This is a genomic window from Myxococcus sp. AS-1-15, assembly GCF_020037055.1.
Lineage (GTDB): Bacteria > Myxococcota > Myxococcia > Myxococcales > Myxococcaceae > Myxococcus > Myxococcus fulvus.
The window spans coordinates 438,799-462,018 of record NZ_JAIQDF010000002.1 but is presented as its reverse complement, the minus strand read 5'-3'; the positions used below and the strand labels follow the sequence as shown (position 1 = coordinate 462,018).

14 protein-coding genes are annotated in these 23,220 nt (G+C 69.7%); 3 read left to right on the top strand and 11 right to left on the bottom strand.

Annotated features, from left to right (window positions below; genetic code table 11):
* The first annotated feature begins 28 nt into the window (after positions 1-28).
* The gene (locus K8625_RS44130; RefSeq protein ID WP_305070871.1) at positions 29-349 is read left to right on the top strand and encodes a hypothetical protein; all 321 of its coding nucleotides are present in this window, start codon (positions 29-31) and stop codon (positions 347-349) included.
* Here K8625_RS44130 and K8625_RS07630 read toward each other — a convergent pair.
* The 3 genes from K8625_RS07630 to K8625_RS07620 form a co-directional block, all read right to left on the bottom strand.
* Complete coding sequence (locus K8625_RS07630; protein ID WP_223749814.1) at positions 346-1,539, bottom strand: NAD-dependent epimerase/dehydratase family protein; 1,194 nt, start codon at positions 1,537-1,539, stop codon at positions 346-348. The genes K8625_RS44130 and K8625_RS07630 overlap by 4 nt on opposite strands.
* Positions 1,540-1,584: 45 nt before the next feature.
* Complete coding sequence (locus K8625_RS07625) at positions 1,585-2,880, bottom strand: NTP/NDP exchange transporter (protein WP_223749813.1); 1,296 nt, start codon at positions 2,878-2,880, stop codon at positions 1,585-1,587.
* Between the two features lie 152 nt (positions 2,881-3,032).
* Positions 3,033-4,331, bottom strand: coding sequence for a pyridoxal phosphate-dependent aminotransferase (locus K8625_RS07620; protein ID WP_223749812.1), 1,299 nt, complete (start codon positions 4,329-4,331; stop codon positions 3,033-3,035).
* A gap of 378 nt (positions 4,332-4,709) precedes the next feature.
* On the opposite strand from K8625_RS07620, the gene K8625_RS07615 reads away from it, so the two are divergent.
* Together K8625_RS07615 and K8625_RS07610 are read left to right on the top strand one after the other, a co-directional pair.
* A complete protein-coding gene (locus K8625_RS07615) occupies positions 4,710-5,720 on the top strand; it encodes a DUF1028 domain-containing protein (protein ID WP_223782294.1) in 1,011 nt (336 codons plus the stop codon).
* Between the two features lie 108 nt (positions 5,721-5,828).
* Positions 5,829-6,638, top strand: a complete 810-nt coding sequence (locus K8625_RS07610; protein WP_223782293.1) for a hypothetical protein — start codon at positions 5,829-5,831, stop codon at positions 6,636-6,638.
* A gap of 166 nt (positions 6,639-6,804) precedes the next feature.
* Here K8625_RS07610 and K8625_RS07605 read toward each other — a convergent pair whose 3' ends face one another.
* The 8 genes from K8625_RS07605 to K8625_RS07570 all read right to left on the bottom strand — a co-directional run bounded on the left by K8625_RS07605 (position 6,805) and on the right by K8625_RS07570 (position 23,023).
* On the bottom strand, positions 6,805-8,769 hold the full coding sequence (locus tag K8625_RS07605) for a 4-alpha-glucanotransferase (RefSeq protein WP_223782292.1): 1,965 nt from the start codon (positions 8,767-8,769) through the stop codon (positions 6,805-6,807).
* A 126-nt stretch (positions 8,770-8,895) separates the two neighbouring features.
* Positions 8,896-12,096, bottom strand: coding sequence for an efflux RND transporter permease subunit (locus tag K8625_RS07600; RefSeq protein ID WP_223782291.1), 3,201 nt, complete (start codon positions 12,094-12,096; stop codon positions 8,896-8,898).
* A 39-nt stretch (positions 12,097-12,135) separates the two neighbouring features.
* Positions 12,136-13,407, bottom strand: a complete 1,272-nt coding sequence (locus K8625_RS07595; protein WP_223782290.1) for an efflux RND transporter periplasmic adaptor subunit — start codon at positions 13,405-13,407, stop codon at positions 12,136-12,138.
* Between the two features lie 208 nt (positions 13,408-13,615).
* A complete protein-coding gene (locus tag K8625_RS07590) occupies positions 13,616-14,590 on the bottom strand; it encodes an ADYC domain-containing protein (protein ID WP_223782289.1) in 975 nt (324 codons plus the stop codon).
* 189 nt (positions 14,591-14,779) lie between these two features.
* A complete protein-coding gene (locus tag K8625_RS07585) occupies positions 14,780-18,586 on the bottom strand; it encodes a bifunctional serine/threonine-protein kinase/formylglycine-generating enzyme family protein (RefSeq protein WP_223782497.1) in 3,807 nt (1,268 codons plus the stop codon).
* A gap of 121 nt (positions 18,587-18,707) precedes the next feature.
* On the bottom strand, positions 18,708-19,178 hold the full coding sequence (locus tag K8625_RS07580) for a response regulator (protein ID WP_223782288.1): 471 nt from the start codon (positions 19,176-19,178) through the stop codon (positions 18,708-18,710).
* Between the two features lie 152 nt (positions 19,179-19,330).
* Positions 19,331-20,995 (bottom strand): Ig-like domain-containing protein, encoded by a 1,665-nt coding sequence (locus K8625_RS07575; RefSeq protein WP_223782287.1) that lies wholly within the window; start codon positions 20,993-20,995, stop codon positions 19,331-19,333.
* A 354-nt stretch (positions 20,996-21,349) separates the two neighbouring features.
* The gene (locus tag K8625_RS07570) at positions 21,350-23,023 is read right to left on the bottom strand and encodes a carboxypeptidase-like regulatory domain-containing protein (RefSeq protein WP_223782286.1); all 1,674 of its coding nucleotides are present in this window, start codon (positions 23,021-23,023) and stop codon (positions 21,350-21,352) included.
* Positions 23,024-23,220: the final 197 nt, after the last annotated feature.

Sequence of the window (23,220 nt, the reverse complement as noted above, 5' to 3'; positions counted from 1 at the left end):
CCACGAGGTGGCGCCGCATCTGGTGCTCATGGTCTTCCTCCTCCGTGTGGTCAACGGCGGGGGCACCATCGAGCGCGAGTACGCCGTCGGCCGGGGCCGCATGGACCTGTGCGTGCGCCATGGACCGGACACGCTCGCCATCGAAATCAAGGTCTGGCGCGACAGGGAGTCGGACCCGCTGAACGACGGCCTGGAGCAGCTCGACGGCTATCTCCAGGGCCTGGGTCTGGACAGCGGCTGGCTGATGCTCTTCGACCGTCGCTCGAACCAGCCGCCCATCGCCGAGCGCACCCGGGCCGAACAGGCCCGGACGCCCTCGGGACGTCAGGTCACCGTCATCCGCGCCTAGCGCGTGGGAGTCGCGGTGCCCTGGTCGTGCTCCTGGTGCCACGCCGCGAGCACCTCCTTCTCGCGCGCCGGAGCGATGCCCGCCTTCAGCTTCGCCTGACGCTCGGGCGGCTCCGACTTGAACCACTCCACCGTGTCGCGCACCGTCTCCTCCAGCGGCCGGAACGTGAGCCCCGCCGCCAGCGCCTTGTCGATGTTCACCCGGAGCAGGCCCGCCTCCTCGCCCGTCGGCGTCACCCACACCGGCATGTCTCCGAAGGCCTCCACCTTGTGCTTCGCCAGGAAGGACGGGTGCGCCCAGATGAACGTCGCGTCACTGCGCAGCGCCTTCTTGCTGCGCTCCAGGAAGTCCCGCATCAACAGCGGCTTGTCCGGCCCCGTCGCCGTGTAGGGCCCCGCCAGGTTCTTCTCCACGCCCAGGATGATGAACGCGGCCAGATCCCTCACGTCGATGAACTGCGTGGGGTCATGCCCCGTGCCCGGCGCGAGCACCTCGCCGCCCTGGGCCACGCGCACCGGCCAGTACGTGAAGCGGTCCGTCGGGTCGTCCGGCCCGACGATGAGCCCCGGGCGCACGTTGAACACGCGGCCCGGCATCGCCGTCTCCGCCGCCTTCTCGCACAGCGCCTTCAGGCCGCCGTAGTACTTGTTCACGTCCTCCGAGTTCGGCTCGTCCACCGTGGCCACCGCCGCCGTCTCCGTGAGGCCCGGCTTCGACGCGTCCTTGTAGACCGAGATGCTGGACACGAAGGTGTAGTGCCCCACGTTCGGCGCGAGCAGCTCCGCGGACGCCTTCACGATGCGCGGCACGTACCCCGACGTGTCCACCACCGCGTCCCACTTGCGGCCCTGGAGCGCCTTGAGCCCCTCGCCCTTGTTCGGGTCGCGGTCTCCCTGCAGCTTCTCCACGTTGGGGAAGAGGCCCGGGTTCGTCTTGCCGCGGTTGAACAGCGTGACGGTGTGCCCCCGGGCCTGCGCGGACTCCACCAGCGCCGGCCCCAGGAACTTCGTGCCCCCCAGGATGAGGATGCTCAGGGACTTGTCCGCCTTCGTCCCTCCGCTCCCCTGCCCCTGCGGCGCCGGCTCCGCCGTGCCACCACCCGACGCGCCCTTCGAGGACGCACAGCCCATGGCGAACAACGAGCCCGCGACCACGGCACCCTGAATCACATCCCTGCGAGACAGCTTCATAGCGTGTCGTCTCCTGCCACGAGGAAGCACTGCGAGGAAGATTGCTCAACGGGCGGCGGCATTGTCCGGCGCCGCGCGCGCCAGCTCATCCCCACCCTCGCGAGACAGCCGCCGCTGCTCCCGCGACAGGTACAGCGACACCCCCCACCACAGCCCCGCCAACGGCACCGCCGCCAACGACAGCCCCGTCATCCCCAACCCCAGCGCGGTGAGCCCACCCTGCAACCACGCGCTCACCGTGTCGCTGCCCCGGTACACCACCGTGTCGATGAAGCTCTTCGACTTGTAGCGCGCTTCGCGGTCCACCGTGGTGAAGAGGATTTCGCGCGAGGGCCGCTCCAGCGCGTAGTGGCTGGCCCCGCGCAGCGCCTTGAACGCCACCAGCACGCCCAGCACCGGCACCGCCGCCAGCCCCAGGAAGCCCAGCCCCGTCACCACCGGCGCCACCGCCAGCGCCGCCCCCAACCCCAGGCGCGAGATGATGCGCCCGGTGACGAGCGTCTGCAGCGCCAACGTCAACAACTGCACATAGAAGTCGATGTCCCCGAAGAGGGCCGTCCGCGACGCCGCGTCCTTGCCCACCTGCGCCACCAGCTGCACCTCCTGGAAGTACAGGAACGTGGACGTGGCCGCGTACAGCAGCACCTGGAGCCCCAGCGCCAACAACATCGGCGACGCCACCAGCAGCTTCAGCCCCGCGAGCACCCCGCCTCCCACGGGCCCCTCGGCCGAGGGCGGCTGGTGCTGCACGTCACGCGCCCAGCGGCTCAGCCACCGCACGCACTGCGCGCTCACCTCCAGCAGCACCGCGGAGATGAGGATGAGGTTCACCGGCCCCACCGGCTCCGCCAGCCGCCCCACCAGGAACGGCCCCACCAGCATGCCCGTGGTGCCACCCGCGGCGATGAAGCCGAACAGCCGCTTGCCCTGCTCGCTGGCGAAGACGTCCGCCATGAAGCTCCAGAAGATGGAGACCACGAACAGGTTGTAGACGCTCAGCCAGATGTAGAAGACGCGCGCCACCGGCTCCTTCGCCACCTCCAGCTTCAGGAGCGCGAAGAAGACCAGCAGCGACACCAGGAAGAAGCGGTAGATGCGCGGCAGCACCACCCGCCGGGGCCAGCGCGCCACCAGCGCGGAGAACGCGGGCACCGCCAGCAGCATCACCAGGAACGTCGCCGTGAACAGCCACGGCAACCCCTTCACGCTGCCCGCCGTCCCCATCTCGTTGCGGATGGGGCGCAGGATGGCGTAGCCGCACATCAGCGTGAAGAAATAGACGAACGACCCGAGGACTGCGCGGACCTCCTCGTCACGGACATCCACGAATCGCTTGAGCATGGGCACGAAGGCGCGCGCGTCTCGGGTGGGGACCGGCGACAACGGATGCGTCAGCCGGGCGCGTCCCTGGCTGAACTCCGGTCCTTTCCGTGTATTCCCGGGCCCACATCCGCGTCCAGGGGGACGTGGGCCCGGGCTTCGAGCCGGCTCGACTACTTCGCGCCGAGCGCCTCGCGCAGGGTGGCCTCCACGCGGGGCAGCACGTCCTCGATTTCCGCCACGGACGTGGCGCCCACGGACAGGCGGAACCAGCCGGTGTCCTCCTTCAGGCCGAACGCCTGGAAGGGCACCACCGCGAGGCCCGCCTTCTCCAGGAGGAGCTTGCGGATGTCGTCATTCGTCTTCAGGCCGCTCTTGCCCACCAGGTCGAACTGGACGGACAGGTAGATGGCGCCCTGGGGCGCGATGTGGCGCACCGGCAGCCCCGCCTCGCGCATGCGCGACAGGCCCTTGTGCAGCGCCTCCAGGCGCGCGTCCACGCGCTGGTGCATCTCCTTCAGGAAGGACTCGGTGGCGGGCACGTCGTCCAGGTAGCGGGCCACGGCGACCTGCTCGGCCTTGGGCGCCCACGCACCCACGTGGCCCAGCACGTCGCGCATGCGCGCGATGATGCTCGGCGGGCCCACGCCCCAGCCCACGCGCACGCCCGTGGCGGCGAAGGCCTTGGAGATGCCGTCCACGAACACGGTGTAGGGCGCCACCTCCGGCACCAGCTCCACCGGCGTCACGTGCTTCTCCGAGCCGAAGCTCAGCACCCAGTAGATCTGGTCGTACATCAGGATGAGGGGCTTCTTGCCCGTCTTCTCGCGCTCGCGGTTCTCCGCGACCACGCGCTCGCAGATGGCGCCGAGCACGTCCTTCGAAATCATGGTGCCCGTGGGGTTGAGCGGGCTGCACAGGCACAACAGGCGCGCGGTGCCCAGGTGCGGCGTGAGCTGCTCCAGCGTGGGCATGAAGCCATGCGAGGGGTCCGTCGTCACCACGACGCCCTTCGCGTTCATCATGTGGATGTAGTGGTTGTTGTTCCACGACGGCACCGGGTAGACGACCGTCTCCCCGTCATCGAGCACGCTGCGGAAGGTGCCGTAGATGATGGGCCGGGCGCCGCCCGCGATGACGATGCCCTCCAGCGGGTACTTCAGGCCCAGGGCGCGCTCGTAGAAGCGCTGCACCGCCTGGCGTAGGTCCAGCACGCCGTCCGAGGGCGGATAGTTCGTCTCGCCCGCCTGGAGCGCGGTGGTGATGTGCGTGCGCAGGCCCTCGGGGATGGGGAACTCGCGCGGGCTGAAGTCGCCCACGGTGAGGTTGCACACCTTGCGACCTTTGGCGACGAGCTCCCGGACCTCCGCGGCGATGCGGAGGATTTCGCTGCCGACGAGGCCCCGCGCCATGGTGCCGACGGTGGCGTCGTCCCTCGAGGGACGGGGGAGGGAGGTGAGGTCGAGAGCCATGGGGGATGTGTCTCCGGTTCGTGCGCGTAAGGGGGACGCGGGCTGCGGCCGGGCGCGCACCATACCCGCCACCCGGCAACTTGTGGGGTGCGTCCTGCAATCCCGGAGTGGGAGTGCCACGGCTTCGCACGTACCGGAAGCGGAACACGCGGGGCACCCGGCCCGGCGGGCCCTCCCCGGCCCGGCCCACGGGTGTTTGCCGGGCGCAACGGTTGGCGAGCCTTCCCGATATGTCCCGGAAGGGCCTTCCGTTCAGGGCTCCAGCAGTTTCGGGGCGTGGGCGGGTTCCGCGCACCGACATCAATCCCTGACAGGAAGGGCTCCTCCACGCGGGACGTCGCGGTCCGCCACGGGAGCGCCTTGCCCAGAGGTGTCCGTATGAAGCTGTTCGAGCGGGGCTCGTGGCTCATGGCGTTCCTGTTGCTCGCTTCCACCCAGGCGTCGGCGGAAGGCAGCCGGCCCCTCAACCGGAGCCTGTTCGGCACGCGCGCCATCGTCGCGTGTGACGCGGTGGAGCAGTCGTGCGGGATGGCCGTCATCTCCTTCCCGAGCGGGGTCAGCGGGCTGGTGCCGTATGGGCGCTCGGACATCGCGGTGGCCACCATGGCGCTGCCCTCGGTGGATGATGCCCAGGGTGTCATCGCGCGCATCGACGCGGGCGAGGCGCCCCAGGCCGCCATCGACGCGGTGCTGGCGCTGGACCCGTACGCGCCCATCCGTCAGCTCGCCGCGGTGAAGCTGCACCCGGACGGGAGCGTGACGACGGGGCAGCGCTCGGGCGCGCAGACGAGCGCGCACACCTGTGCCATCCAGGGCGCGACGTTCGTGGTGCAGGCGAACAACATGTCCACGCCGGACATGTGCACGGCCATGGCCGCGGGCTTCCAGCGCGCGAAGGGCAGCCTGCCGCAGCGGCTGTATGCGTCGCTCGCGCACGGCGCGCGCGTGGGCGGGGACAAGAACGGCGAGCGCTCGGGTGTCATCCGGGTGTGGAACACCACGAGCGAGACGGCGTTCTACACGCATGTGCTCGCGGAGGCGGTGGTGCACGGCAGCACGAAGGCGCTCCAGGAGCTGGGCGTGCAGCTCAACCGCTACCAGGGCACGCTCGCGGACGTGTACGCCCAGGACCGCGTGACGCTGACGGCGGACATCGCGCGGGACGTGAAGCAGGTGCTGCGCAAGCTCGGGTACTACCGCGGGCCCATGGATGGGAGCTGGTCCGACGCGGCGGAGCAGGCGCTGTACGACTTCAACTGGAACAATCTTTTCTTCCTGAAGCCGACGGTGGTGGAGAACGGCACGCGGAAGATGGACGGGGTGCTGGTGAAGTTCCTGCGGGACGCGGACCTGGGGGCGCTGACGCGGGCGACGGCCTCGGCGGAGTGACACTGTCGGCTTCTCGTCACGGGCCGGTGGTGCTGGCACGTGGCCCCCCTGTCGTGAGAGAGGGTGTCCTCCGTGGCCCCTCTTTCGCGGGCCCCCTGGGGAGGAACGATGAAGCGTGCGGGACGCTGGCTGTCATCGCTGTGGCTGGCCGGATGCCTCGTGGGCACCGGGTGCTCGAAGAAGGAAGAGGCCCCGCCGCATCCGGCGGCCGAGCTGCCAGCGCCCGATGACACTCCCGCGCGGCTCTCGGGTGCGTCCGAGGGCGCCGTGGCGCGGGGAGGTGAAGCCGCCGCGAAGCCTCCCGTGGCCGTGGGAGAGCTGCCTCCCGAGGAGCCTGGTGCGGAGCCAGAGACGCCTTCGGGAGCGGGCTCGCCGTCGGCGGGCGCGGGCGCTCCGTCAGGCACGGGCGGCACGGCACCGGGTGGCGCGGGGACACCGTCGGGTGGTGGGTCGGGTGGAATCACGCCCGAGAACCCGAAGAACCGCGAGTGGACCACGGACGCGGTGAGTCTGGACCGCAGGGACGTGCCGCAGGCCACGCTGCGCTCGGTGCGCGCGGGAGCGCATCCGGATTACGACCGCGTGGTGTTCGAGTTCGAGGGGACGCAGCTGCCGGGCTATCGCGTGGAGTACGCGAAGGAGCCCGTGGTGCAGTGTGGCTCGGGCAACCCGGTGACGCTGGCGGGCAAGGGCCAGCTCCAGGTGAGCTTCACGCCGGCGAAGGCGCATACGGAGGCAGGTGAGCCCACGGTGGCCACGCGAGAGCTGAAGCCCGCGTTGCCGGTGTTGCTCGAGCTGGAGCGCACGTGTGACTTCGAGGGCGAGGTGACGTGGGTGCTGGGCAACAAGAGCCACGCGCCGTTCCGCATCCTGGAGCTGCGCGAGCCGACGCGACTCGTGGTGGACGTGAAGCACTGAGGTGCCTGTTCCGGGGCGAGCGCTTGCACTGCGCTCCCTCGGTCGTGCGCGGGAACGAGTCTGATGCGGTAGCACCTCACCGCATCTCTCGCCCACCCTGAGTCCTGCTCGCCTCGATGCGTTCGCGGGTCGGCCCCATTGTCATCAAGCAACGGGCAGGGGCCCCTCACGCCCCGCCACGCAGCTCCGCCGCCAATCGGTCCAGTCCCGCGAGCAGCTCGCGGTGCTTCTGTCTCACGGGAGCGCCCCCCGCGCGCAGCGCCATCGCCAGGACACCCGGAAGATTCATGGCCGCATCGCCGCGAAGCCGCTCGCGATACTCACGCATCCAGTCCGAGGGCACGCGCAGCGACCAGTTGCGCTCGTCGATGGTGCCCGGCTCGTTGTACGTCTCCGGCATCCCGAGCAGGTCCGTGAAGAACACCATGACATTGCGCGCGCGGCTGGCGAACAGGTCCGCCAGCTTCGCCTGCGCGAGTCGCCCCGGGTCCGTCGCCAGCTCGCGCGCGAAGGCCTCACGGTGCTCGACCTCCGGGCACAGCCGCGTCGCCAGATAGTCCGCCTGCGCCCGCAGCGTCCCGCGCCACTGCCAGTCGCCGACGAGGCGCCACAGCGACTTCGTGTCGTGGTTGCCGACCATCATCCAGTCCTCGGCCGCCGCGTTCTCGCTGCGATACACGTCCGCCGGGTTGCGCAGGTCCGCCTTCTGCGTGACGCGGAAGCGGCCCATCCCGTATCGCGCGAGCACGCGTCCCAGCGGATACGGCATCGTGCTCAGCACCTCGCCCAGCAGGTCCCCCAGCTCGCGACCATTGCGCCTGGCCGCGGCGACCACCGTGTCGAAGAGGACGCTGAAGCGCTCCACCTGCTCGGGCGTCAGCGACTTCACCTCTCCGTCCACATAGCGAGGCACCGAGCGGTCCACCTGCTCCGGTGACACGAGCGCATAGCGCGCCAGCTCGGGGTGCTCGGGCAGGTCGGGTGACGAGAACAACCGCGCGCCCTGTTGAACGGCGGCCACGGGGTCCCACTGGTTGGAGCGATACACCCAGGGGCACACGAGCCCATGCGGATGGTCCAGCCGCAGCCCGTCGTACTCGGCGAGCATCTTGTCCATCCGAGCATCCATGAAGCGCAGCACCGCGCCCGGGCGGAAGCCCTGGGACGGGCCCTCTCCGCCCTCCATGAAGAACTGCTCCGGGTCCAGCACCGGGTAGTTCCACGGCTGGCCGTCGGGGTTCGTGCGACTGGGCGGCGCGCCCATCAGGTACGTGCGCAGGAACAGTCCCTGCCACGCCCACGCGTCGCGCGGCGAGAAGCCGATCTGCAGGTCGCCATAGAGCTTCAGGCGCCACGTGGCCGTCCGCTCCCGGAGCACCTCGTGTTGCGTGTGCACGAGGAACTGGAGGAACGCATAGCGCTCCAACGTGTCGCCGTATCGCGACTCCAGCGCGAGCACCCGAGCCGCCGCCGCGGACTCTTCACCTGGAGCCGGGTTCCACAAACGCCCGTCCAGCGAGTCCGCCCAGGGCCGCCAGTCCGGAACGCCCTTCTCCTCGCACAGCACCTCGAACAGGGCATCGCGCACGAGCCATGCGCGGTGGCGTTGCCGGAAGGAGGTGAAGCGCCGGGACAGGTCCTGGATGGCAGCGGACGGCTTCGGCTCCGCGCGCTGCCGTCGAAAAGACGCCCATGCCTCATCGAGCACCGCGAGCTGCGCGCGGAACGCCCACCGGTAGCGCTCCCCGGGATGGGCCGCATGGGGCCGGGACCGTGAGAGCGCCTCCACGCGGCCAGGAGGCAGCAGCGCGCCCCACGGTTCGTGCTCCAGTGGCGCGAGCGCGATGTTGAGGATGTTGCGTGAGAACAGGGTGCCGTCATACGGCGACGCGTTCGCCTCCGTCGTCTGCCCCTGGGGCCCCAGTTGGATGCCGGTGAAGCCCAGGGCGCGCGCGGACTCCAGGAAGAGTGCGGCGCCCTCGGAGTAGGGCGAGCCCCGTCCCGAGTCCTCGGACGGCAGGCTGGGGAAGCTGGGGTCGTGGATGCTCAGCACCAGGTTACGGACATCGAGCGCGGCCAGGGCTTGGGTGACGAGTCGATGATGGTCTTCAGGCAGCGGGGCTCGGGACATGGCGGATGACGACCGACCCTAGGTGCCCGAGCCGGACACGCCAACCCTTCATCTGAGCCGACGTTCAACATCCGTCCGAGGACGACACTCCGAGCGTGCACGCGGACACCCGGAGCGGACCCAGTGTCACTTCTGCGGCGACTGGGGCACGGGACGCGGCTCCCCACCGCCACTCTGCGGCGGGCCCTGATGTCCCGGGCCCTGGGGCGCGCGGAAGTGGAACACCTTGCGCAGCTTGCGCCCCATCCACGTCCGGCCATCCACCAGGATTTCGTACACCGTCGGAATCACCAGCAGCGTCAGCAGCGTGGACGTAATCGTGCCGCCAATCACCGCGCGGCCCAGCGGCGCCCGGAAGTCACCGCCCTCGCCCGCGCCAATCGCCACCGGAATCATGCCCGCCACCAGAGCGAAGGTCGTCATGATGATGGGTCGCAGACGGATGCGCCCCGCCTCGATGAGCGCCTCGCGCAACGGCATGCCCTTCTCGTGGGACCACTTCGCGAAGTCGATGAGGAGGATGGCGTTCTTCGCCACGATGCCCATCAGCAGGATGACGCCGATGAGACTCATGATGTTCAGCGTGTCCCCGGTAATCAGCAGCGCGCCCACCACGCCAATCAACGACAGCGGCAGCGAGATGAGGATGGCCAGCGGGTCCAGGAACGAGCCGAACTGGATGACGAGGATGAGGTACATCAGCATCACCGCCACACCCAGCGCGATGAACACCCGCGAGAACACCTCCTCCTGGTCCGCGGACTCACCGCCCGTGGTCAGCTCGTAGCCCGCGGGCATCTGCACCTTGTCCACCCGCGCCTGGATGTCCCGCATCACCTCCGTCAACGAGCGCCCCTGCACGTTCGCCTGGATGTTGATGACCCGCTCGCGGTTGAGGTGCGTGATTTGCGCGGGGCCGAGCGCCTGCTGGATGTCCGCCACCTGTCCCAATGGGACGAGCTGCGGCGTCCCTCCCGGCACCGCGCCCACGCGGATGGGCAGCCGAGCCAGGTCATCCGGATTGTCCCGCGCCTCGGGCGCGAGGCGCACCATCACATCCCGAGTCTCACCAATCGGGTCCACCCAGTCGCCCACGTCCAGCCCCGCGAAGGCCGGCCGCAGCACCTGCGCCACCTGCCCCACCGTCACCCCGAGCTGACCCGCGAGCCCTCGATTCAGGTCGACCACCAGCTCCGGCTTCTGCCCTCGCGTGGACAGGCCCACGTCCACCGCGCCGGGCACCTGCTCCACCTCACGCTGCACCTGCTGCGCGAGCTGCGTGAGCGTCTTCTGGTCCGGCCCGCGCAGCTCCAGCTGGATCTGCTTCATCGCCCCGCCGAAGCCCGAGGTGAAGACAGACACCTTCGCGCCCCCCACCGCCGCGAGCTCCTGGCGCAGCTTGCTGCCGAGCGAATCCTGGCTCAAATCACGGTCCGCCTTGGGCGTGAGCCTCACGTACACCAACGCCTGGTCCACGCCCGGAGCGCTCAGCGGCAGCGGCACGCCGATGGTGCTGTACGTATAGGCGACCTCGGGGTGCGCGCGGACGATGCGCGTCACCTCCTCCACCTTGCGCCGCGTGTACTCGAGGCTGGAGCTGGACGGCGTCTCCACCAGCAGCTCCACCTCCGAGCGGTCACTCACCGGCACGAAGCCGGCGCCACCGACGGTGCCCTGGAGCACCAGCGCGCCCACGAGCGAGCCCACCGCGACCAGCACCATGATGAGCCGGTGGTCCAGCGCCCAGGCGATGACGCGCTTGTAGCGGTCCGCCTGCCGGTCGAACCAATCGTTGAAGCGCGTGAGGATGCGCGAGATGAAGCCCTTGCGAGCCCCCTTCTCCACCTGTGGGTCCGCCCAGTACGCGCTGAGCATCGGGTCCAGCGAGAAGGAGACGAACAGCGACACCAGCACCGCGCAGGCGATGGTGAGCGCGAACGGCTTGAACCACTGTCCGGCCACGCCGTACATGAAGGCCACCGGCACGAAGACGGCGACGATGGAGAACGTGGTCGCCGACACCGCGAGGCCAATCTCCGACGTACCCTCGCGTGACGCCGTGTAGTGGTCCTTTCCCATCTCGATGTGGCGGACGATGTTCTCGCGCACCACGATGGCGTCATCGATGAGGATGCCGATGGCCAGCGTCAGGCCGAGCAGCGACATCGTGTTGAGCGTGAAGCCGAAGGCCCACACGCTGATGAACGCCGCCAGCACGCTCACCGGCAGCGCCAGCCCCGTGATGACGGTGGAGCGCCACGAGTTGAGGAAGATGAACACCACCAACACCGTGAGCAGCGCGCCCTCCACCAGCGCGGACTGCACGTTCTCCACCGCGCTCTCCACACGCACGCCCGCGTCGCGCACGATGGCCAGCTTCACGTCCGGAGGCAGCTTCTTCTGGAGCGCCTCCACGCGCGCTCGCACCGCGTCCGCGACCTCCGTGGTGCTGTAGCCCTTCGACTTCAGCACGTCGATGCCCACCGCCTGCGCGCCGTCGTAGAGCGCCAGCGTGCGGGGCTCCTCGGAGCCCACGAAGACATCCGCCAGCTGCCTCAGCCGGATGACCTGCCCGTCGCGCGTGGCCACGACCATGTCGCGGAACTCGTCCACGTTCTCCAGGCGCCCCTTGAGGCGGATGGACTCCTCCCCGAGCGGCGAGTTGATGCGGCCGACGGGCGCGGCCAGGTTCTGCGATTGCAGCGCCTGCACCACCTCCGCCAGCGAGACGCGCGCGGCCTGGAGCGCCTCGGGCCTGAGCTGCACCGTCATCTCCCGCTCGACGTCGCCGACGACGTCCGCCTGCGCCACGCCCGGCACCGAGCGCAGCTCACCCACCACCAGCGGGTCCGCCACGCGCGACAGCGCCGCGACATCGAGCCGCTCCGAGGTGAGCGTCAGCGAGACGATGGGTGCATCCGCGGGGTCGAAGCGCGTGAGGACCGGCTCCTCCATCTCGCGAGGCAGGTCCGCGCGCTTGCTGGAGATGGCGTCGCGGATGTCCTGCGAGGCCTCCTGGATGTCCTTCTCGAACTCGAAGAACACGGTGAAGGTGGCCAGGCCGTCGGTGGCGGTGGCGGTCGTCTCCTTCGGGTCGACGCCGCTGATGGCGAAGATGGCGTCCTCGATGGGCTCGACGATTTCGCGCTCCACCGTGTCGGGTGAGGCGCCCGGGTAGACGATGGTGACGGCGATGACGGGCGCCTGCACGTCGGGGAACTCGTCCGTCTCGAGCTGCCACAAGGCGACGAGGCCGAAGACGACCAGCGTCACCATGGCGGTGATGGTGACGATGGGCCGCTTGATGGCGAAATCGGAGATGAACACGGGGTGACTCCCGACAGGAGGCGAAGGAACGACGTGGGCTCAGGGCGTGGGCTGCGTCGCGCCCTCGGTGGAGCCTCGCGGTGACTGCGTGGGACCTGCACCGTCGTCGCGCCCGGCCGGTGGTGACCTGGGCGCGGCGCCTTCGCCCTGCTGCGCGCCACCACCGCCGACGCCCGGGCCCTCGTCCCCGCGCGGCGAGTCCCCCTCACGCGGCGGCGCGACCTTCACCTGCATGCCCTCGCTCACCTCATCGCGCGCCGAGCCGAGCAACACCACGTCTCCTTGCTGGAGCCCCTGGCGCACCTCCACCCGCTTCTCGACGTCGTCACGCAGTCCCAGCGTGACGCTCACGCGCTCCACCTTCTCGTCGCGCACGCGCAGCACGGAGGGCCTGCCCTCCGCGTCGTCGATGGCGTCCAACGGCACCGCCAGCGCTCGCACCGACTCCGAGGCCACGCGTCCCTCCGCGAACAGACCCGCGAGCAATTGCAGGTTCGTGTTCGGAATCGCGACGTAGATGCGCACCTGCCCCGTGTTCGGGTCCACCACCGGGTTGATGCGCTCCACATGCCCGGTGAACGCGCGGTTCCCATAGCCGGTGACCCGGAACTCCACGGGCGTCCGGGCCTTCACCTGGTCCAGGTTCGCCGCCGGCACGGAGGCCTCCAGGCGCAACGTGCGCGGGTCCACCACCGTGAACAACGGCGCACCGGGTTGCACCACGTCACCGGCGCTCGCCTGCCGCTCACTGACGACCCCCGCGAAGGGCGCGACGACGCGCGTGCGTCCCAACTGCTCCTGCGCCAACGCGTAGCGCGAGCGCGCCTCCGCGAGCTGCCCCTTCGCCTGCGCCACGGAGAGCTGGGCCCGCTCGAAGTCCCGCTGGGTGATGACCCCCGCCTGGGCCAGCTTCGCGCTGCGCTCCTGCTCGGCCTCGGCCACCTGCAAGGCATTGCGCGCCGTCGCCACCGCGGTGCGCGCGGCGATGACCTGGTCCCTCAGCGTCGCGTCGTCGATGCGCGCCAGCTCCTGGCCCTGCTTCACCACCTGGCCTTGCTGCGCCTTGAGGTCGAGGATGGTGCCGCCCACCTGCGCGCGGACCGCCGCCGCGGTGCGGGCTTGGAGCGTGCCGGAGATGCCGGGGCCGGAGCGCAGCTCGCTCGCCTGGACGCGCGCCACGTTCTCCTGTCCCAAGGTCAGCACGGGCGGGGCCGGAGGGGCCGCCTCCTCCGAGCCCTTCTTGCATCCGGCCACCGCGCAGGCCGCCGCCAGCAGCACCCCCTTGATTCCGCCAGCGACCGTCCCTCTCATCCGTCGGGCTCGTCTCACCGCGCGTCTCCGTCCTCCGCCAGTCCCTCCCCTGCCCCTGGCGGGCCGGCTAAACGTGGTGTCGGCCCCTCGCCTCCGGAAGTCGGCCTCTCGTGTCGCCCACCCCAGGAGACAAAGGCAGGCCGCCTGCTCCCGGGCACAGCGGGCAGCCAGCCTCACCGAGCGGATGCCGCGCCCTTCGCGTCCGTGGTTACGGCGCCACCGGGACTTCACTCATCAGCAGCGTGCCGCCCGTCTCGAAGCTGGAGGACGGGCCACAGGTGGGGACCACCGTGCCCGACGCGCACGCCACCGCCTGCGTCCCCGCGCGCGTCGTCTGCGAGCGGCAGCGCGCTCCCGCCGCGTCCCACTCCGCCTCCAGGCTCCAGCTCTCGGTGTCCTGCTGCACGCCCGCGGCGTCGTACAGGTTCACCCAGTTCCCATCCGTCGTATACGACGTGCCGTCGCCACAGAAGTCCGCGCGCACCATGCGCGTGCAGGCCTGGTGCAGCTCGCCCAGGCTCTGGCCATTCACGCTGCCCGCCCACGGGCGGTAGCCGAAGCGCACGCACTTGGCCAGGGCCGCGCCCTCGCACGCGAAGGTGAAGGCCTGCGCGTCCTCGATCTTCGCGCCGCCGCCCGCCACGCCCTGCCGGTAGTCCCAGCGCCCCGTCAGCGCAATCGCCCCGAGCGCCGAGCCATCCGCCGCCTGGCACGCGGGCTTCCACGCCCCTTCGTCGGCCGCGTAGTAGGAGACGCGATACACCCAGACATCCGCGCTCGCGCCCGTGGCCGGCTGGATGTCATCGATGCGCAGGGGAACCGTGTCCCCGCTCCCGAGCTCCCCCACGAAGCGCGCCCCGAGGAAGTCCATCCCGGACACCACGCCCTGCGACGTCGCGCCGTGGAGGACGCTGCCGTCCAGCCACGTGTCCGACAGCGCGGGAGCGCCCGCGTCCGCGCGCTCGGCGCCCGCGAAGCGCACCGACACCAGCATCTGCCCCAGCTCCGTGCTGTTGAGATTGCGCCCGTTGAGGTTGCGGCCATTCAGGTTGCGCCCATTGGGCGACGACAACCCGGCCACCTGGGTCCCCAGCGTCCGGGACTCCTCGACCTCCACCGCGCTTCCACAACCCCAAAGCCCGCAGGCGATGACCATCGCCCCCACCATCCGCCTCGCCACCATGCCCCGACCCTCCCCGGCCCTGCGCTACTGGACACAAGGTTCGCAGGAGCCTGCCCGCTCGCAAGGAGGAGTGATGACCCCACGACAATCGTCCCACCCTCGAGGGGGTGGCGAGCAGGCACGACAGGGTGAACGGGCGCTTCCAACGTCCTGTGCCGGGCCACTCCCCGGACCCACATCCGGGCAGGCTCACGGCCTGGGTGCGGACAGGTCCGCGCACACGCGCAGGCCCATCGTCACGTCGCGCAACGAGGGCTCGGGCAATTCGCGGTTCGTCGAGCGCGCGGAGGTGGCCGCGAACGCGAAGCTCCCACCTCGCGCCACCGCGCGCCCCGGCTCCAGCCACGAGCGGGTCCACTCCCAGACATTGCCCGCCATGTCATCCACGCCGAACGGACTGCGGGACGCGGGGTGGCTGCCCACCTCGTCCGGGCCGAAGCCTCCGGGCTGCTTGCCGTACGTGGTGTCGATGTTCGCGTCGTCCGGGCCCAGCCTGTCGCCGTGCGGGAACTCGCGTCCGTCCACACCGCGCGCCGCGCGCTCCCACTCGAGCTCCGAGCACAGCCGCGCCCCCGGCACCCTTCCGCTGAAGGACAGCCAGGACACGTACGTCTCCGCGTCGGAGAAGGAGATGCCGCTCACCGGGAAGCGCAGCCAGTCCTGCGTCCCGCGGCGGGTGCGGTTCGCGTAGCGGATGGGCTCGTCCGCGCGGGCCTCGTAGGGCACGTTGCCGGGCTGGAAGCGCAGCCGCCAGACACCGTCCACCTGGTCCAGCGCGAGGTGCCCCGCATAGCCCCCCGTGCCCACGCGGGGGCTGTGCGCGGCGCGTGACTCGGGGGACAGGGTCTCCAGGAAGACGAGCCAGTCCGCGTACGTCACCTCGTGCCGCGCGATGAGGAAGCCCGGCACCTGCACCGCGTGCTGCGGCACCGCGTTGAAGAACTCGCGCACGCTGGCGTCCGCGGCGCTGCCGAAGCGGACCTCGCCCGGGGGAACGAAGACGAAGCCCGAGGGAATCGAGCCCTCGCGCGGCAGGCGCAACTCCAGTCGCCGTGCCTCTCCGCGACGCAGGAGCAGCGGCTGCGTCACGGCCTCGTGGTGCGGCGCGCGCAACGTGAGCCGATAGGCGCCCGGTGGCACGGAGACGTCCATCCAGGGCTCGGACTCCAGCGGCAGCGGCTCACCGGGCTGCTCGTTGCCGAGCGTGTCGCGCGTCAGCGGACGCAGCTCCACCTGCACGTCGTGCGCGGCGACGCCCAGGGTGAGCCGGGCGGGCGCGGTCCATCGCCGCCAGCGCTCACCGTGGGCGTCGTAGAGTCGCAGGCGCTGGAGCAGCGTGGGCACCATGGCCACTTCTCCGTCCTGCTCGGCCCACAGGGCGCGCTCGAAGAGGAAGTCGGCGAGCGCGTCGCGGACCTCGGGCCGCTCGGGCGCGAGCGCGAGGGCCCGCTCGAGTCGTCCTGCGACTCCATCGAAGCGATGGCGCACCTGCGCGGCGCGCGCGACGCTCTTGCCCCACAGCCGCTCCGCCTCGGGCTTCTGGCCGCTGCCGTAGAGACGGAAGGCCTCCGAGCGCTCGGAGTGGAGCAGGTCCTTGGTCTCCAGCGCGGACTCGAGTGACTTGCGCGCCTCTTCGAGCTCCGCGCGCACCTGACGCTCCAGGCTCCAGCGCTCGCGCAGCTTGAGGCCCCCGTAGACGAGGCCGAGCGAGAGGACGAAGCCCACCACGAGCGCGTGGCGCAGACCGCGACTGCGGATGAGCGTGCGGCGGGAGGCGCGCAGGAAGTCGCGCTCGCGGCGGTTGAGCTCGGCCACGTCCAGCACCGCCGCCTCGGCGAGCTGACGTGAGCCCCAGAGCAGCTCGCGCGAGTGGTGGTGCTTCTCCCAGTGGGCCGCGGCCGTCTCCAGCAGCGCCTGGACCTCGCGCCGCTCGGCGGCCTCGGTCAGCCAGTGCGCGAGCGAGTCCCAGCCCGACAGGAGCGCCTCGTGGGCCAGCTCATAGGACGTGCCCTCGGGGGCCTCGCGCGCCACGAGCAGGCGCGCGCGGACCAGGGCCTCGAGCGCGGCCTGGTAGCGCGGGTCGTCTCCGGCGAGCTCGCGGTCCGTCTTGCGCGCGCGGGTTCCGTCGGCGGTGACGAGTCGGAGCAGGACGCCTCGCGCCGCGACGCGCTGGTCTGGCAAGAGGCGCTCCACCGCCGCGTCCGCGTGTCGGGCCAGGGCTCCGGCCACGCCACCCATCGAATCGAGCGCGGCCTGGGTGATCATCTGCGTCTTCGTGTCGCGGGCCTCCCAGAGCTCGGCGAGCGCGAACTGGAGCAGCGGCAGGCCCCCCTCGGCCGCGGCGGTGACGAGCGCGTCGACGAGGGACTCCGACTCGAAGCGGACGCCCTTGACGCGTGAGGGGCCGGTGACGGCCTCGCGGGTCTCCTCGGCGGTGAGGGCGCGCAGGAGGTACAGCGCGCGGGGGACCTCGGCGCCCAGGCCGGGCACGGCGGTGAGCCGGGTGAGGAAGTCGCTGCGGCTGGAGGCGAGCAGCCGCACCCCGCTGGCCCCCTCCGCGAGGCTGCCGAGGGCCTGTCCCGCGAGCGCCGCCTCGTTGGGCTCGGCGAGCGTCGCCAGTTCCTCGAGCTGATCCACGTAGACGAGCAGGCCCTCACGGGCGCCCAGACGGGCGCGCAGGCGACGGGCGAGGCACGCGGGCTCGGCGCGCAGCGCCTCGGCGAGGAGCTCCTCCTCGGTGGCGAGGAGCGCGGCGAGCGCGGCGGAGAGCGCGACCAGGGGCTTGCGTCCCGGGACCAGGCGGACGGTGTGCCAGCGACGGCCGTCCTCGAGCCCGCCCTCGACGACGGCGGGGAGGATGCCGGCGAGGCACAGGGAGGACTTGCCGACGCCGGAGTCGCCGGTGATGAGCAGGAAGGACTCGCCGCGCAGGCGCTCCAGCACGGCGCGGCACTCGCGGCGGCGGCCGAAGAAGAGGGCGCGGTGCTCGGCCTCGAAGGCGCGCAGGCCGCGATAGGGATTGCCCTCGGGGACGTGGGTGGGCGTGTCTTCGCGGCACAGGGCCTCCAGGGCCTCGAGGAGCTGGGCGGCGGAGGCGAAGCGCTCGGAGGGCTCGCGGCGCAGGCAGCGGTCGATGATAGCGGCGAAGGTCGGGTCCACCTGCGGAGAGACTTCGCCCAGGGGCAGGGCGTCCTGGGTGCGCACGACGTGAGGCAGCTCGCGCCAGACGACGTCGCGGTAGGGGCCCCGGCCCACGCAGAGTTCGTAGAGGACGATGCCCAGCGAGTACACGTCGCTGCGGGCCGACAGGTCCTCGCCGGCCCAGGCCTCGGGGGACATGTAGTACGGCGTGCCGACGAGGGCGCCCTGGGGCAGCGAGGGCAGGAAGACGCCGTCGAGCGAGCGGGCGGAGAAGTGCGGGTTGAGCTCCGGGTCCAGGTCCATGGGGAGCTCGGGTGGGGTGGTGGTGCGAGGAGAGGGCACCTCGTCGCCCACCGCGCCGTCGAGCAGCTTGGCGAGGCCGAAGTCGAGCAGCTTCACGGCGCCGCTCTCGGTGAGCACGGCGTTGCCGGGTTTGATGTCGCGGTGGAGCACGCCCCGACGGTGGGCGGCGCTGAGGCCCCGGGCGAGGTCCCGACCGATGGCGAGCACACGCTCCCAGCGCAGGGGTTTGACGAGCCGGTCCAGGCTGACGCCGCGGATGAACTCGGAGATGAGGTAGGGCTGTTCGTCGAGTTGTCCCACCCGGTAGAGGGTGACGACGTTGGGGTGCTGGATGCGGGCGGCGGCGCGGGCCTCGACGAGGAAGCGCGCCAGGGCATTGGGGCCGAGGGCGGGGATGAACTTCACCGCCACGGGGCGTTCGAGCAGGGTGTCCTGGGCCAGGTACACCCGCCCCGTGCGTCCCCGGCCGATGGGCCGAACGATTCGGTACTCGTCGAACTCCTCCGGAGGAGTCCACGAGTCTGGCGGCCGGAAGGTGGCGGGGGTGCCCACTCCCACGGGCTAGGCATCCGGACGTCCAGCGGCAACCCCTTCCCCCGTCCGAAAGGGCAGGAGCGCGCCGGGAGGGGCCACCCGATGTCGGGTGGTCGTCACTTCCCGCCGGTGGGAGGTGTCAGCCTTCCTGCCCGTTCGGCTTACGCGTCTTGCTCGGCTTGAGCATGTTTCGGATCTTGTTCTCCAGGTCCGAAGGCAGGCACGGCTTGGCGACGAACTCGTCGGCGCCGGCCTCGCGGGCGTGCTCGGCGTTGCCCGCGAGCACGTGGCCCGTCAGCGCCATGACGGGGATATCGCGGGTCCTAGTGTCCTGTTTGATACGTCGGGTGGCCTCCCAGCCGTCCATGACGGGCAGGGAGAGGTCCATGAGGATGATGTCCGGCTCGCTCGTCTGGGCCTTCTCCACCGCCTCGACGCCGTCCCGGGCGGTGTCCACCTCGAAGCCGACGAACTCCAGGTATTCCGCATACATCTCGCGGGCATCGTCGAAGTCGTCGACGACAAGGATGCGCTTGCGGTTCACGGGGGACACGGCCGGGGTCGCGTCCGCCACCGGCTCTTCCGAAGTCTGGGTGGCCGTGCGCTTCATGAAGCAGGTGCCTCGCGTGTAGGGAAACAGCGGTAGACACGACAATCTATGCACGCATCCGTCATCGCGCCCACCCCACATCGCCCCAGGGGGCACCCCACCACCGTTCAATGGAGAACGGTGGTGCGCGGCGTGGCCCCGTGTCGCGGGGGTCAGTCGTTGGAGATGTAGACCTGGATGAAGTGCTGCGCATTCGGCGGCTGACCCGTGGATTCGATTCGAGTCACCAGGAACCGTCCGTCCGGAGTGACTCCGAATCGGGGCGAGGGATTCGGAGTCAAATCGGGCGGCGGACGCAGCAGCCCCTCGAGAGGAACCCATTCGCCACCAACGAGCTTTCGCATGTGCAGCGTCTCGGGCTGCCCAGCGGCCTCCGGCTCCCCCAGGAGGACCACCAGCGCCCCCGAGGAATCCAAAGCGAAGCGACGCACTTCAGCCCTAGCCCCAGCTGGGAACCGTTCTTCGAAGGCACTGCCAAGCTCGCGCCATGCAGCGCTCCGCCACTCCCAAAAAGAGAGTTTTGCCGCATCATGAATCGCCACGAGAGGGCGCCCAGGGGCCCCCACACCCCAGGCCCATCCACTCGGGTGCCCCAGCGTCAATGGCGTGCTCTTCCATTCTCCCTCACTCCACCAGCGCGTCTCGTAGCGAATGGTATCACCCGAGGCATTCATCTCTCCCCAGATGATAACTGGATTCCCGCCCCCATCGAGTTCCATCGCCGTCGAGCCCACACTCCAATTTTCTGCGGGTCGAAACAGGCCCCGTCGAAGCCAGGTTGTGCCATCCCATTCATAAACGAAGAACTCCTCGCGGATGGCGAAGCTCACGAACCAACGCCCCGTCCCATTCGTTCTCAAGGAGAGTCCCCAACAGTAGGTTTTCGGGGCACGAATCACGGCACCCATCGAGACCCATTCACTCCCCGTCCATCGCCGGACATGAACTTCCCCCACTTCATCGTCGAGCCACCCCACCACCGGGTGCTGACTCTCATCCAGGCGCGCATTGAAATAGGTGACCCTCCCAGCAACCCTCAGTGGAGTTCCGCCCAGCAATTCCCAGGCAGCGCCCGCCCATTGATGAATGAACACGCCTCCGCTACCGCTGTCTCCCCATGCGACAAGGGGCCTGCCCGACGTCGGGACGAGCACCTCGGGAAAGCTGGGCGTGCTGTATTGAGGAGGGTCGCTCGTAAGCGCATTGCCCAGCGGGAGGAAGCCAGGAACCGTCCAGCGCCATTCATCACCCTGCTGAATTGAGTTTCCAGCCAAGTCTGTCACAGAGGAATCCATCACCACCTGGACAGCCACATCCTTCGGCAGTCGGCTCGCTGGACTTATCGTCAACACCCTACCGTCTGAGGACAGGGCCACGTCCCCTGCGATGACTTTGGAGTCCACCTCCAGACGAACGGAGGACACATGAACTGTCGACGGCTCGAGCCCCTCTGAAAACTCAGCGCGAACCGTATGACCAGCTCGGACTTGAGAGTCGCCTGGCGAGGGAACGCGCGACAAGAGGACCGGAGCTGTTCTATCCACCCTCAACAATCGTGGCTCGCTCAGGAACACCCGCTCCGCCAGTGTCGTCCGCACGAGCAGCTCGTGGTCTCCCTCTGACAACGACTGCGTCTCCAGGCGCAGCCTGTACGGAGGAAGCAACGTCTCCACCGCAATACCATCCACCAGCAACTCCACCTTCTCCGGTGAGGCTCCCGTCAGTTCGACCTGGAGGTCGACACCACCGTTCGTCGCCGCCCGGGACAGGATGAGCCGTGCCCCCACGGTGGGCACCCCAGCGTCGAGTTCGACCACCGGAGGCTCCTCCACCTGGATGCCTGGGATATCGATGCAAGCGCTCCAGAGGAGCCCGAGGGAGACGACGACAAGACGCAATGTGGAATGACGCATGACGTGACAGGAGGGCAATTTGCATTCCATCGATGCCGGGCCTCGCTCAGCCCCCGGGACGGAGCCCGGCCACTCACAAGGCCCCTGAAGAAATCTCAAACAGCAGACGGGCGTCCACATGGAAGGACACTTCGTCGACCTACTGGGCCCATGAATCCTCGATGGGCCTCCACAAACAGCAACGCCCCCGTGGAAATCCACGGGGGCGTCATCAGCCTCGGACGGCGATACGTCGAGCCATCATTCGGCGGGGCTGTCTCAGGGAGTCGGGGCGGGGGTGATGCCCAGGCCAGTCACCGTGAGGTCCGTGACGACAGGCTGGCCCCAGATGTTCTCGTACGTCTGGTTGATGCCACGGCTGGCCAGCTTCGAGAATGCAACCGTGAACCCAGAAACGAGGGTTGGATTGATGGGCGCATAAGCCGCCCCAGAGGGATGCTCGAACGTGAAGTAATAACGGGTGCTGAATCCGGATCTCGTGATGGCGAAAACGGGCCGCTCGGGCTGGCTTGCATTCGTGACGAACGGCGCGGTCGGCTCATCCATGTACAGGGGGAAGCCCTGTCCACTGATGTTATTGACCTCACCGTACGAGACACCACCCACAGTGCCATTGCCGTCGAGGTCGTAATTGAACAAGACCTGGACCTGCCCGTCCCCGACACGCAACGGGGAGAGGGGCGAGCTGAAGGTGAAGTAAACTCGTTCCCCTGTCGTGAGTTGCTGCGCAGCGGGAGGAAGCGAGCTCTCCCTGTAACGAGCTTCCGTGATGGTCACCGCCGCGGGGGCCGTCGGCTCACCGCCAAAGAAGAAGCCGACTCGCTCGTAGAGCTGCCCCGTCTCCACGGAGACGGCCCTCAGGTCCAGGTTGTACTCCTTGCCCGTCTGAATCGCGCCAGTGGAGGGGGTGATGGTGGCGCTGTAGCCGCCGTTCCCCAGGGCCACGGTGACGGGCAGCGCCTCCTTGGCGTACTCGTCCGTCAGGCGCGCCAGCAGCGAGCCCTGCTGCACGGGCTGGTTGAAGTACAGATAGATGGGCTCGCCCGGGCGCACCATGTTGTGCAGCGGCTGCGAACTCGAAGCTCCACGCAGCATGGCCACGTTGCTGGACTCGACGACCAACGCGCTCCCCGTGGGACGCGACGCCGGCAGGTTGAGGATGCGCGTGGTGCCGACCGACACCACGGACGCGGCCGAGTAGGTATCCACGTAGCCGTTGATCTCCGGGACGCCGTCGCCGTTCGAGTCCGTCGGCGCCACCCACAGACGGTACTGCCCCGTCTGGTTCGTGAAGCGCGCCAGTTCCTGCGCGGTCGGGATGTTCTGGAACAGCAGCACGCCCTGCTCGTCGGACGTCGCCTCCACCACCACCGTGCTCAGCACGCCCGTCGTGTTGTCACCGTTCGACAGGACCACCGTGCCCGCGGGAGACGCCTCGAGCGTCGCGCGCACGTTCGCCGCGGGGCGCCCCTGCGGGGTCACCAGCAGGAAGCGAAGCGAGCCATCCAGCCGCGTCAGCGTCACCGGACCGAAGCTCACGTTCGCGTTGTTGAGGGGCACGTTGCCCGCGGACGACGGAATCTCGGAGGTGGCGCGCAGCGTCGCGTAGCCCGTCTTCGTGAACGTCAGCAGCACGTGCGAGCCCGCCGGGACACCCTTGAACTCGAAGTTGCCCTTCGCGTCCGTCGTCCCCGCCAGCGGCTCATCCGAGCTGCCAATCGTGATCTCCACCGACGCATCCGCCAGCGGCTTGAGGTCCGTCCCCAACACCTGGCCCGACACCGTCCCCTTCGGCGTCGCCGGCGTCACCACCGTGACGTTGTCCGGCTCACGCACACCGTCCGCGATTCCGTCCCCGTTCTCGTCCTTGAAATCGTCTCCACACCCGAGCGCCAGGAACGGCACCACGGCCATGACCAGATGCTTCTTCATCTTCCCCACCTTGTATTGGATTGGCTCTGACGCCCCAAAACCCCGAAAGAGCGCGCATCGGACACTCTCCGACCCGGGCCCTCCCCGTCAAGAAGGCGACAGTCGCGGGTGCATCACCACTCGGCGGCATGCCCCGGCGATCACATACCTCCTGGGTCCGACACCGGGGTCCATCCAGACCCTGATGGGTTGAATCT